The 12,848-nt window shown below is 70.0% G+C and carries 8 protein-coding genes and 1 pseudogene; 3 read left to right on the top strand and 6 right to left on the bottom strand.

Annotated features, from left to right (window positions below; translation table 11 throughout):
* Positions 1–103 precede the first annotated feature (103 nt).
* From AB0761_RS04340 to AB0761_RS04325, 4 genes are all read right to left on the bottom strand, one after another.
* Complete coding sequence (locus AB0761_RS04340) at positions 104–1,156, bottom strand: hypothetical protein (RefSeq protein ID WP_377267600.1); 1,053 nt, start codon at positions 1,154–1,156, stop codon at positions 104–106.
* A gap of 44 nt (positions 1,157–1,200) precedes the next feature.
* Complete coding sequence (locus AB0761_RS04335) at positions 1,201–2,061, bottom strand: carbohydrate ABC transporter permease (protein WP_377267599.1); 861 nt, start codon at positions 2,059–2,061, stop codon at positions 1,201–1,203.
* A gap of 1 nt (position 2,062) precedes the next feature.
* The gene (locus tag AB0761_RS04330; RefSeq protein ID WP_377267597.1) at positions 2,063–3,007 is read right to left on the bottom strand and encodes a carbohydrate ABC transporter permease; all 945 of its coding nucleotides are present in this window, start codon (positions 3,005–3,007) and stop codon (positions 2,063–2,065) included.
* 201 nt (positions 3,008–3,208) lie between these two features.
* Positions 3,209–4,564 carry an extracellular solute-binding protein gene (locus AB0761_RS04325; protein ID WP_377267596.1) on the bottom strand — a complete coding sequence of 452 codons (1,356 nt, stop codon included), beginning with the start codon at positions 4,562–4,564 and terminating at the stop codon, positions 3,209–3,211.
* A 277-nt stretch (positions 4,565–4,841) separates the two neighbouring features.
* Here AB0761_RS04325 and AB0761_RS04320 point away from each other — a divergent pair.
* The 3 genes and pseudogenes from AB0761_RS04320 to AB0761_RS04310 all read left to right on the top strand — a co-directional run.
* Positions 4,842–5,207, top strand: a pseudogene (locus tag AB0761_RS04320) (acetylxylan esterase); the annotation flags it as partial.
* Positions 5,207–5,326 carry an acetylxylan esterase gene (locus AB0761_RS04315; protein ID WP_377267595.1) on the top strand — a complete coding sequence of 40 codons (120 nt, stop codon included), beginning with the start codon at positions 5,207–5,209 and terminating at the stop codon, positions 5,324–5,326. The pseudogene AB0761_RS04320 and the gene AB0761_RS04315, both read left to right, overlap by 1 nt.
* A gap of 72 nt (positions 5,327–5,398) precedes the next feature.
* Complete coding sequence (locus AB0761_RS04310; protein WP_377267593.1) at positions 5,399–6,427, top strand: LacI family DNA-binding transcriptional regulator; 1,029 nt, start codon at positions 5,399–5,401, stop codon at positions 6,425–6,427.
* Between the two features lie 1,378 nt (positions 6,428–7,805).
* Here AB0761_RS04310 and AB0761_RS04305 read toward each other — a convergent pair.
* Complete coding sequence (locus tag AB0761_RS04305) at positions 7,806–7,997, bottom strand: hypothetical protein (RefSeq protein ID WP_377267592.1); 192 nt, start codon at positions 7,995–7,997, stop codon at positions 7,806–7,808.
* A 447-nt stretch (positions 7,998–8,444) separates the two neighbouring features.
* Positions 8,445–12,809 (bottom strand): choice-of-anchor D domain-containing protein, encoded by a 4,365-nt coding sequence (locus AB0761_RS04300; RefSeq protein ID WP_377267590.1) that lies wholly within the window; start codon positions 12,807–12,809, stop codon positions 8,445–8,447.
* Positions 12,810–12,848: the final 39 nt, after the last annotated feature.

Here is a 12,848-nt window from a genome sequence, read left to right as displayed (position 1 = left end):
ACGCCTGTCCGGCTTGCGGTGAAGCGTTATTCTTCGTGCGAGCGGCATCTTGGTTCCCTTTCTTCCAGAGGTGCTTGCTGTCGTGGGCTGAGCTGGTCCTGGGTCACGCGAGCTGCTTGGAATACATCTGTTCCTGGCCGTAGAAGCCGCTGTTGTAGAAAAGGCGTGTCGCGTGGTCGGTGACGAGCAGGTGGTGCCGCCACAGGTTGACGCCTTCGCCCGCCTCGCGGGCCGGGGCCGGGATGTCGTCGATCCATTCGAAGGGCTGGTCGGCCAGGTGCCATCCGGTGGTCGGGTCCTCGTCGTCGCTGAAGGCCAGTCCGCCCAGTGACGGGGCCGGCTCCTCGCTGGTGAGGCCGCCATCGCGGGTGGGCGCCGTGGGGGAGGCGTTCAGCACCGCGACCCAGCGGTGCCCGGCGGCGAGGGGGGCGATGTGCGGGTGGCGGCCGTCCAGGAGCTGGAATCCGCCCAGGTATCCCGAGGCCCAGTGGCCAGCGTGCTCGCTGGGGGCGAGCATGACGCCGTGGTGTTGCGGCGCGGACCCCGGGGACTGGGTGACCACGCCGATGGCGCTGCCGAACGGCGAATGGGCCCACGGCTGCGGGCTGAGTGGATAGCCCATGTAGTAGTAGGTGAACCGGTTCTGGGCTTGCGACCAGTAGCCGCTGACCGCGTCGGCGTGGTTCTCGTCGAACTGCCCGGCGCCCCCGCGCGGGATGAGGTCGTCGTCCTCCAGGGTCCAGGGCCCGGCCAGCGAGGTGGACCAGGCACGCTGCACGCGCTTGTCCCGGTCGTGGGCGCTGGTGCTCACGGTGACCAGCCAGTACTTGCCGTCGACGAAACTCGCCCGGTTGGGACGGTCGATGTCGGTGACGACGAAGGGCTTGTGCGTGCCCCCGCCGGCCGGCAGGCGCTCGGGATTGGTGAACACCAGCGGCGTCGGGTCGCTCCAGGTGCCCGGAGCGGCGGACGGGTCAGTGGACACCGACGTCCCATGCCCGGGCGGCGCGAAGAACAGGATCATCCGCCAGGCCTCGATCTCGGGGTCCCACACGACGCAGGGGTCTCCGACGACCTCCGAGCCGTCGCCGCCGGGCCTGCGGCCGATGACCAGCCCGTTGCGGATCCACTGTGCGCCTGCCGTGCCGTTGGTCATGAACGTCCCTCGTGTAGCGGTGGGGTGGGTGTGCGCCGGGCGGGTCACCCGCGGACCGCGCCCGCGGTGGTGCCCGACATGAACTTGTCCTGGAAGCGCAGGAAGACGAGCAGGATGGGAACCGTGATCACCAGGGCGCCGGCCAGCAGCAGCTGGTACTCGACGATGAACCCGTTCTGGCTGGTGCTCAGTTCGGGCAGCAGGACCATGACGGGCTCGCGCTGCGGGGTGCTGACCATGATCAGCGGCCACAGGTAGTCGCTCCACTTGGCGACGAAGGTGATCACGGCGACGGCGCCCAGCACGGGAGCGGCCATCGGCAGCGCGATCCGCTGGAACACCCGCCAGTGCCCGGCACCGTCGATGCGGGCGGCCTCGAACACCTCGCCGGGCAGTCCGGCCATGTACTGCCGGGCCATGAACATCCCCAACACGCTCGCCGTGCCGGGCAGGATCTGCACCTGGTACGTGTCCAGCCAGCCGATCTTCGAGAACAGCAGGTAGAGGCTGGGGATGTTGACCTCGAACGGCACCAGCATCGACGCGACGAGCAGCCCGAAGATCAGGCTCTTGCCCTTGAAGCGGTAGGCGACGAAGGCGTATCCGGCCATGGCGCACAGGAGCACGGTTATGGCCGTGTAGAGGCTCGTCACGACCACGCTGTTGAGCAGGCCGCGCCACATCAGTGAACCGGTCGGCCCGGTGAACAGGTCGGTGAGGTTGCTGGTCGTCGGGTGGGCCGGGATCCCGCTGGGGTTGGTGGTCAGCTCCCCGGGTGCCTTGAACCCGCCGAAGGCCATCACCAGGAACGGGTAGACGGCGGTGACGGCCGCGCCCACCAGGAAGAGGTTCAGGGCGCCCTTGGTCCCGACCCAGCGGCCGCGGGCGGAATTGCTGCGGGCCATGCTAGTTGCCCCTTTCGCGCAGCAGCCGGAACTGGATGACCGAGAAGATCCCGATGGCCAGGAACAGCAGCCAGCCGGCCGCGGCCGAGAGCCCGAACTGGCCCGCGGTGATGTTGCCGACGACCTGGTTCATGACCGGGGCCGCGGTCGGCGGCGCGATCGACGCGCCGGCGGCCCCGGAGCCGCCGACGAGCAGGTTGGGCTCGGTGAACAGCTGGAAGGAGGAGATGGTGTCGATGACGACGGCGAACAGGATGATCGGCCGCATGACCGGGATGGTGACGTGGCGGATCCGCTGCACCGCGTTGGCTCCGTCCAAGTGGGCGGCCTCCAGCAGTTCGTCGGGGACGTTGGTCATTCCGGCCAGGAAGATGACGAAGTACCATCCGACGCCACGCCACAGCAGCAGCATCACGACCGCCCACTTCCCGGCCTGCGGGTCGTTGAGCCAGTCGATGTGCAGGCCGGTCAGCGAGTCGAGCACGCCGTTGCTGCTGAGGATCACCCGCCAGACGAGCGCGGCAGCGACCGGCGCCATCACCTGCGGGATGAACAGCAGCGGCTTGAACACCGACGGGAGCTTGGCGAGCTTGGAGCGCACGAGCAGCGCCAGCAGGAATCCCCCGCCCAGCAGCGGGACCAGCGGGACCAGCCAGTAGAACAGCGTGACCCGGGCGCTCTGCCAGAAGTCGGGCGACTGGAACAGCGCGTCGTAGTTGTGCAGCCCGGAGAAGGTCGCCGAGCCGTAGCCGCGGTATTGGAAGAAGCTCAGGACGATCGAGACGACCGACGGCGCGGCGAAGAAGACGACGAACGAGACCAGGAACGGCGCGATGAACAGGTAGGGCGCTGCGCCGTTGAGCAGCGCCCGGCCGCGTCCCGGCCGCCGGACGGGGCGGGGCTGTCTGTGGTCGGTCCGGTGACGCACCATCAGCGGTTGTGGCATGTGTGAGCACGCTTTCTTTGTGGGCAGCGGGGTCAGCGCGCGGCGCCGACCCCGGACGTGGCCCCCTCAACGTGGGCTTTCGGATCCCGTGCGCGGCGGGAGGCTCGCGGCCGGCCTACGGGGCGGGGCGGGTGCTGTGGCGCCGTCCGCGACCGGCCTGCGGCCCGGTGCCTGGGACGGCGCAAGGGCCGGCCCTCGAGGTCAGTTCTTGTACGGGCAGCGAATCTGGGCGGCCAGCTGGTTCTGCGCCGTCTGCAGGAAGGAGCTCGGCGAACTGTCCGAGGAGTTGAGGTAGTTCGCCAGCTGGCTGCCCAGGGCCGTGGTCTCCGCGGTGTTGGACGGGTCGTAGGGGAACACCTTGTAGGTGCTGCTCGCGGCCAGGTACGCCTTGATCAGGCTCGGGCCGAAGTAGGAGTTGTTCTGGACTTCCGGGGACTGCAGCAGCGAGGTGACATTGGGGATGTACGTGGGGTTCTTCTGCATGTAGGCCGAGGCACCCGAGGCCGTCATCAGCGTCTTGGTGAGGAAGTCCAGCGCCTGGGCCTTGTGCTTGGAGGCCGCGGGAATGACGAACACAGCGCCGCCGGCCTCGCTACCGCCGGTCGCGCCACCGATCTCCGGCCACTGCGCGACTGCCCATCTGCCCTTCAGGTCCGGCGCGTACTGCTGGATGAACGTCGGCAGCCAGCTGGCCGACAGGGTCGAGGCAAGCGTCCCGTCGGCCAGCGCCGACTGCCACTGCGGCGTGAAGTCCCCGATCGATGTCGACACGACCCCCGAGCCGCGCAGATCCTTCACGGCCTGGAACGCCTGCGCGGTCCCCTGGTCACTGCCGACCGTGATCGCGCACGGGGACTGCGTGGAGTACGAGGCGCCGTTACCGGAGACGATCATGCCCCACTGGTACGGGGCAGGGTTGGCCGGCAGGTTCCATATGAAGCTCTTGGGCGCAACGGCCTGGAGCTTCTTGCCGGCCGCCTCGAAGTCCGCCTGCGTCTTCACGCTAGCCGGGTCGATGCCCGCCTTGGCGAACAGGTCCGACCGGTAGAACCACAGCTTCTCGTTGACCTGGATCGGCACGGCCACCGTCTTGCCGTCGAACTTCGTCAGCGCCTGCGCCGCGGACGTGACGTTGCCCAGGTCAGGTGCCACCGCTGCCGAGATGTCGGCCAGGGCGCCGCTGTTGACGAACTCCGGGACCTCGCCGTAGTTCAGCTCCATGATGTCTGGGATGTTCTTGCCCGAGGAGAGCTCCAGACGGAACTTGCTGACCGAGTCGGTGTCGCTGCCGCCCCCGGAGACGACGCTCAGAGACTGCCCCGCGGTCGTCGACGCGTTGGCCGCCTGATACGTCCCCCACATCGTCTGCAGGCTCTGCACCGAACCCCAGGTCTGCAGCGTCAGCGCCGCCGATCCACCGCCCTGCGCTCCCGTGGAGCCCGACGACGAGCACGCGGTCGAGGCCAGGAGCGTCGCCGCGGCGCTGAGGGCGACGAAGGCGGCCCGTGGGACGCGACGCGCGACGGGCAGGCCTTGCGTTGAAGTGGTCCTTGCCATTGAGCCCTCCAGAGGCCGGATGGTGGGGAGTGCGCAATACGATTTACGCGGCCGTAACCTAGGCCTCCGCTATCAGGCTGTCAATCAGTTGCGGTAGCGCGCAATACGATTCACACTTGGTTGCGTCCACGCCGCCAGGGAGGGCGTACGACAGTACGCCGCCCCCTGGACCCGGGCGGCCGCATCCCGGACGACACCCCTGATCGATGGGAACCCCTGATGTTCTTCGACCTGCCCGAGGCCGAGCTGCCGGACCACCGCAGCGAGCAGACGGGGGCCCGACGGCTTCGGCCAGTTCTGGTCGCAGACGCTGGCACCGGCCCGGTCGCACGACCTGGACGTCCGCCTCGATCGCCCCGAGACCACCGTCACCGAGCTCGACGTGTTCGATGTCAGCTTCGGCGGCTTCGGCGGGCAGCGGGTCAACGCCTGGCTGCGGTCGCCGCGCGGCGCGCTCGAGGGCCTGCCGGTGGTGGTGGAGTTCGTCGGCTACGGCGGGGGCCGCGGACGGGCGGAGACGTCCCTTTTCTGGGCTGCCGGCGGCTTCGCGCACCTGGTGATGGACACCCGGGGCCGGGGCGCCTCGTGGCGGGCCGGCGACACCGCGACGAGGCGTGGAGCGGGCCGCAGGTGCCGGGCGTGATGACCAAGGGGATCGGCCACCGCGACACCTACTACTACCGCAGGCTGTTCGTCGACGCCGCGCGGGCCCTGGACGCCGCGCGGGCCGTGGTCAATCCGGCCGTGACGGCGTCTGTGTGAAGACCCGATGGCAAGTTAGCCTGTGCATCACAGGCAATCACCGACCGTGCGATAGGGCGTTTTGAGGATGCTATGGTGACGGCCCCCCGCGATCCGTTTGACCGGCGGGTCACCGTGCGCGACGTCGCGGCCCACGCCGGAGTGAGCCAGGCCACCGTCTCGCAGGTGCTCAACAGCTCGCGACCCGTCTCGGAAGCCACCCGGGCCCGGGTCACGGCCTCGATCGAGGAACTCGGCTTCCGCCCGAACCACCTGGCCCGCGCGCTGCGCCAGCAGAAGTCGCACACGGTGGCGATCGTGGTCCCCAACATCACGCACGTCACCTATCCAATGGTCGCCCGGGGGGCCGGCGAGATCCTCGGGCCCCTGGGCTACCAGGTCGCCCTGTATGACACCAACGGGCTGCGCGCGACGGAGAAGCAGATCGTCCGCACGCTCACCGACCGCATGGTCGACGGCGCGATCGTGTTCGGGTACCCCCTGGCGCCCGGCGACGCCCGCGCCCTGCAGGAGTCCGGGGTGGCGATCGTCAACGGCAACCCGGGCACCGAAGCCCTCCTGCGCTGGGACACGGTGGAGGTCGATGAGATGTCGGCTATGCGCGACCTGACGCGTACCGTCACCGCGCGCTATGCGGGCCAGATCGCCTATATCGGCGGACCGGTCGACCACAACACCGCACCCCGGCGGGAGGCCGGCTTCCGCGCCGGCATGCAAGACCTCGGGCGGGCCTGCGACGCCGGGCTGATGGCCTCGGCTCCATACACCTGGGCGGGCGGCCGCAACGCACTGGCGGCCATCCTCGAGAACGGGATGCGGCCCCGACTGGTGGTGTGCGCCAACGACATGATCGCCATCGGCGCCATGGCGGCAGCGCGCGAGCACGGACTCGACGTCCCCGGCGATGTCGCGGTCACGGGCTACGACAACATCGACGCCGCCGAGATGGCGGTCCCCCCGCTGACCACCATCGAGCCCTTCCCCTTCGAGCAGGGTCGCGCCGCCGCACGGCTGCTGCTCGAGCGCATGACCGACAGCTACGCCGGCACAGCCCGCCACCTCACACTGGCAGCCGAACCGGTGGACCGGGCATCGGCCTAGTGCCGCCCCCGCCAACCTTTGCCCTGCCGCGACGCCTGGCACGCACGCTCGCTGCGTTGGCCGAAAGCCCAGGTACGACCCAGTACAAGGGCTTCCGGCCGCCTTGCGATCGCACGCACCAGACGCCGCGGCTTGACGGGCAAACGTTGGCGGGGGCGGCACTAGCTGTACTCGGCCGACACGTTAGTGACGGAGGCGGTCGGTAGTCGATCAAGGGGGGCCTCCCGTCACCCCGCATCCTGGCATGCCCTGTCCAGGTTGCCGGCAACGGCCTGCCGCCCGCCGGACACCCGGTCCCCGAGCCGCGCCAAGCTGGCCGCCGCGGCAACGCCGTCGAGAGGATCACGGCGGACATGGTCCCAGCCGAGACCGCTGTCACCCTTCCGACCTGCGGCGATGACTTTACGACCCCCACAGGATCGTCGTTGTCCGGCGCCCCGGCGGGCTCGGCCGGGTAGCTGGACACCGCGGTCGTATCGTCGCCGATCAGCGGCAGCAGACGGTACTCGGGACCGAACCGCCGTTGGCGACCTCCCGGTACAGCCGCGCGAGCAACGGCGGCGGACGGAAACCGAGCTGCTCCTCGGCGCGGGCGATATCGGCGTCGCCGGCAGGGCCCGGCAGGTGTGCTTCCTCAGCTTTCGCGCGTATGGCGACGCGCCCCACTCGGCGCAGGCCCGGCAGTAGGCCGCCCTGACGCCCGTTGTGCCCTCCACCGCTTCGCTGGAGGGCACCCGCGACTTCCTGTTCCCACGGGCGGTGTGCAGTCGCGCAGGCCGTCGCGTTGTGGACATGCCGTCACGGTCCGTTGGGCAGGGTGCCGATCACAACGGCGGTTTGAGAGCGACACCTGGATGCCCTCTACACGGCACGTGTGCGTAGACCAATTACGCGACCACCTCATTCCCGTCGACGGTCAGCAAGGCGGTTCCCATCGTGTCGCCGTGCTCGGGGATGTCCGCGTAGAGACCCGCGAGGCGCCCCCTTGCATCATCACCGTCAGGGCTGAATGTTCTCCAGGTCCTCGAGGAGGCTGGGGTGCGTCGGCTGCCACGGAGGACGTGGAGGTGTCCTTCCTCGACCGTGCGGAAGCCGTGGGGTTCTGGCCCGCTGGTGCGGACGTTGAGGCCGGGGGACGTGGTCGAGGTCGCTGACGTAGTGGGGGAGAGCGGTCTGTGCCGTCGCGGCGCCTTGGGTGCGCGGTGAGGCCCGCCCCGCTGGTGCGGGGCGGGTCAGATGCCTGCCTGGTCAGTCGGGTGGGTCAGTCGATCTAACGTGCCGAATTCTTCCGACGCGGGGTCGGAGGTGCGACGACTGACCTGCATGGGGATGACGGGCGCCGGATGACTCGACGACTGCGGCCTGCGCCTGCCTCCTGTCATCCGGGGACGACGACCGTCGACAGACTGATCGAGTAGCGCGCGCTGGCGGTCTGGTTGCGGCGGGCGGCCTCCAGCAGTTGATGGCGGAGCGCCAGAATCTCGGCGTCCTTCTCGTGCTCGCTCATCGTCAACAGGCGCAGTATCGACAGGACACTCGTTGCAGCGAGGTAGGCGAGACGTAGCAGCACGACAGCTCATGATGCCGTCCCGGCGGCGTGCGGGTGGCAGCTTCGAGGTGATCGTCCCAAGCCGTGCACATCAGCGATCAGGCCTGTCACCTCGGCGGATGATTTGTCGGCACCCACAGGATCGAAACTGCCCGGCGCAGACGCTTACACCGGACGGTAGCGTCCGCACCCCGGCCCGGGGCGGCTCTTCGAGCCTGCCCGGGCCGTTGCCGCCGACCGCTTGAACCGTGCCCGGGCGAGGGATCTCCGCAGGGATGTTCACGTTGCGGCGAGCAGGCCACGGATCCGGCCGAGCACCCGCTGCGCATAGCGCGCGACCAGCCGGTCGTCGTCCGACGCGCCCCGACCGGACCGTCCCGCGCGCACCGTACCGTCGGTGGGCTACGGGGCGCGCGGGTGCGACGGATCAGGAGCGTCTGGTCTGCGCACCAGGTTTTCCGGCGCGACTCAGCCCGTCCAGTAGCCCAGGACCACCCCGAACACGGCCACGCTCCTCGACCCGTTGTTGCGCAGGTCGATCACCCCGTTGGAGCCCACCGGAACCACGGCCAGGTTGGTCGTGGCACGCCCGCCGGAGGTCCAGTACACACTGGCGGGGGACGGTTGGCTCGTCCCATCGGTCCATGCGGTCAGCGAGCCTCCGCCGCTGCTCGAGATCGTCCCGAGCTCAACCAGCACTCCGGTTGCTCCCCGAGGGACGACGCCCCCCGCCACGCGCAGCTTGAGAACGCTCTGGGCGGCCAGCGGCGAGGTACCGCTGCGCCCGATCCCGTAGCGGGTGTCCAGGACGGTCGACGGAGCCGTGGCGACGAAGGATCCGCTCGACGTGGTGCCGTAGTAGCCCACGACACTCGCCGCGACGTCCACGCTGCCGCCGCCGGAGTTGTAGAAGTCGAGCTGCCCGGTGCTGTCGAGGGGGACCGTCACCAGGTTGGCCGACTGATCGCCGTGGGCGTCCCAGGTGAGCATCGGCAGTCCGGGACGGGTCGCCCCGTGCGCCCAGACGGTGAGGCCGCCCGTGGTGCCAGGGCTGCCGATGGCCAGGTTGAGCACCACCGACGTGGCGGTGGTGGGCACCCCGGCCTTGCCGCGCACCGGCACGCCGATCGTCGCCCTGGCCCCGAGCGGGGCCTTTTGGGCCTGTCCCACTCCCTCGGCGGTGTTGAACACATAGGCCGGCCGGACCGGCTTGAGCAGCTTCCCGGACCTCGGCGCGTAGTAGCCCAGCACGTCCACGTACACCGGCGCGCTCCGGGAACTGCTGTTGTGGACGTCCAGGGCGCCCCCGCTGAGCCGTACGACTGCCGAGTGCACCACGGACTGGGTCGAGGTGTTCCAGTAGAGGGTTCCGTAGGTGGGAACGGCAGAGCCGTACGGTTCGGCCGACACCGCGCCCCCGTTCGCCTTGGTCCCGCTCACCCCGACGTCGACCAGCACCGAGGTGGCGTTCGCCGGGACCCCGTAGTGGCCTGCCACCGTGACGCCGACGGTGCCCTTGGCGCCGACCGAGCGGGGCCCGAAGACCCGCGCCGGTGTCACCGGCGTGTAGCCGCTACCGGTGGGGACCCGTACCGGACCCCAGAGGCCTGGCGACCAGGACGGGGTGACCGGGGTGTCGGGGGCCGGCACGCCGCTGACGATCAGACCGCTCACCGAGTGCGCGTCACCGCCCCCGCCCGTGCCGGCGGAGAACGCGACCAGGGCGTTCGCCGGCAGCGTGGGTGTGGCATCCAGTACCGCCGTCCCGTCGACCTGCACGCGTACATGGCCGCCGGCCACCTCGACGTCGACCTGGTGCGTGCCCTGGCGCAGGGAGGTGCTGAGTCTGACCGCCGAGCGGTAGTCGATCACCGCCGAGCCGGGGGTGCTGTAGCCGACTCCGACGAAGTTCTGCATCCGCAGCGTGCTGTTCCAACCGGTGGCGAGGGCGACGACCACGCCCGGTCGGCCGGCGACGCCAAGGCTGCCGCCCGGGCCGCCCAGTGCGCTCGGGGCGTTGCGGGTGGGATCGAGCAGGGACAGGGCCATGCCGTCACCACCGACGCCGGGGCCGAACTGTGCGGTGAAGGTCGCCCGGAGGCCGTCAGTGCGGAGCGGCCTGGTGTAGACGGCCGAGCCCGCCTGGTTGGCGGCGGCCGGGGTCAGCTGGACACTGCCGTCGTCGGCCACCACCGCCTTGCCGTTGGCCTGCCACAGTCCGTCCCGGGCCGAGGTGGTCGTCGCGGTGCCGGTACCGGTCCCCGTGACAGGCACGTCCATGGCCCCCTGGGCGCTGCCGTCCGGATTGACCCCGGTCGCGGTGACCTCGTAGAAGGCGCTGGCGTCCGCGGCCGAGCGGGGGGTGAACGTGACGTTCTGCACGGCGGTCTGGTCCGGTCCGATGATCAGGCCTTCGGACAATTGCACCGGGCTGTTGAAATCGCCCGTCGGCGCTTTGGCCTTGGTGACGGTCACCGGGATGTTGCCGGTGTTGGTGATAGTGAACGAGAGCGACTTGGAGCTGCCGATCGGGACGGAGCCGAAGTCGAGAGAGGCGCTGGAGAACTCCAGGTGTCCCTGACCAGTGATGCCGGTGCCGTTGACCGGGACGCTCAGGCTGTGTGCGTCGCCGCCACTGCTGGAGGTGATCACCAAGGCGTCACTGTCCGCCGTGGTGCCGGTGGGCGTGTAGATCACGGAGGCCACGAAAGATCCGCCGGCGGGCAGCACCGTGCCCGCGGCCGGGAGACCGGAGGCGGCGAACGGGCCGGAGGGCAGCGTGACCGAGTCGATCGTCTCCGCAGCGGTGCCGGTGTTGGTGATCTGCAGGTTCAGCGTCGAGGAACTGCCGGTGGGGATCTCTCCGAACCTCATCGCGTCGGGTGCCGCCCCGAGTCCGGGCTTGGTGCCGACGCCGTGGAGCGCGAAGACCAGGCGTTGACCGTCCGAGAGGTTCGCGGTCAGTGTGCCGTTGACACCCCCGGTCGTCGTGGGCGTGAAGGTGACCGGCACGTCCAGCGTGGCATCAGCCGCCAGGGCCGTGGGCTGCTCGGCCGTGGGCACGCTGGGGGGAGCGACCGAGAACCCGCCCGAAGCCGAAAGGCCGGTGATGTCGACGTCCTGTGTTGCTGTCAGTGTCATGTCGGCCGAGCCGCTGCTGCCCACGGCGACCTGGCCGAAGTCCAGGGAGGCCGCGGTCAGGGCGGTCCTGGCCGGGCTGCCGAAGCCGTACAGCACTCCGTCCCTGGTGCCGACATACACCTTGCCGCCGCTGGCGGTCGGAGTGCTGAACTTGGTCGCCGTGCCGATCGGCGCCGACCAGAGGAGCTGCAGCAGACCGCGGCTGTCGGGGACGGGGCTGTAGGCGCGCAGCGTGCCGTTCGCCCCCGAGGCACCATCGGCCGAGACCATCCACACCAGGGCGCTGGAGTCGTCCCTGCCGTTGGAGGTCACCATGGGCGAACCGCTGGTGTAGCCGAACGAGTCCTGACTCTGGCCGGTGAGTGTGAGCGCGGGAGTCCCGCCGCTGCTCACGCCGTATCTGAGCGCCCGCAGCGGACCGTAGTTGCCCACCAGGTAGACGTAGCCGCCGTCGCCGCCCCAGAACGCCGGATGGCCCCACAGCCCCTGGTACGGGCCGGTCACGCCCAGCGCGGCGTCGCCGCCCGAGGCTCCCTGGCCCATGCCGCCCAGGTTGTCGCGGTCGAGCAGGAACACCCGGCCGTCCTTGCCCTGCTGGACCAGCAGGTGCGGATGGTCACCGGTGCCGAAGCCGTCCGGCAGTGCCATCGGTGCGCCCGAGGAGATGTCCTGGTCGTTGAGGTCGAGGGTGGGGGCGTCGCCGGGACTGAAGAAGTCTGCTGTACTCAGGCTCTTGTCCGCGTTGACCTGAAGGCGGACCACGGACTCGGCCAGGGTCCCCTGGACGGTCTTGCCGGGCCCCGGAGCCGGGCTGATGCCGTTCCCGGTGCTGAAGAAGATCCTGCCGTCGCCATCGGAGACCAGGCCGCCGCCCGACTGCCAGATGCCGGCCCCGCTGACGCTGGCACCGGTCTCCGTGGCCCACATGGAGGTGATGCTGTGCTCGGTGGTGCTCACCCCGACCACGTAGCCGCGGTACGGCCGTGCGTCGCAGTGGCCGCCGAAGCCTGCGTAGACGACCCCGCCCATCAGCAGCAGCCCCGGGCGCTGCTGCTCGTAGTAGGGGTCGAAGCTGACGCTCGGGTCGTTGGCGGCCCGGCCGGCGATGGTGACCGGCCACCCGGGGAGCTCGGTCCCGGAGGCTGGGTCCACCGCGTGCATCAGCCAGTGCGGGTGGCGGTGCGTGGAGGTGCCGTCATCGACCTTGGTGGTGAAGTAGACGGTGTGGGTCGTGGAGTCGTAGACGGGGGTCGCGGTAGCCCCGAGGGTGGGCGTCAGGTCACCGCAGCCGATCGCCGAGGCAGGCCAGGCCGGCCCGTAGTTCTTACTCCATTCGATCGCCCCGGTGGTTCGGTCCAGGCCGTAGGCGGTGTTGCTCTCGGTGACCGCGATGACCTGGTCGCCGACGACCAGCGGCTGGGCGTAGATCTGCCCGTCCAACCGGGTGGCGAAGAGCCGGCCGAACCCGGAGGACTGGACGACCGCCGGGGAGAGCCCGGATTCGTTCGGGTCCCAGTTGGTGCGCAGATTGTCGACCCCCTGGGTGTTCTGATCTGCCTGGGCTGATGGCGCCACCAGGCTGATGACCGTGCCGATCAGCGCGGCGGCGGCAACGGCGACGACGGCCGTGAGCCGCTCGCGCCGCCCGTCGCGGTGGCGCCCGCGACGGGACGGTATGGAAAACCCGGCCACGACGGACCTCCTCTGGGGTTCACGCCCGGGGCGGTCACA

The sequence above is a fragment of the Peterkaempfera podocarpi genome (assembly GCF_042466665.1).
Classification (GTDB): Bacteria; Actinomycetota; Actinomycetes; order Streptomycetales; family Streptomycetaceae; genus Peterkaempfera; species Peterkaempfera podocarpi.
Note: the sequence above shows the minus strand (reverse complement) of the source record. Positions and strands in the feature narration are given on the sequence as shown.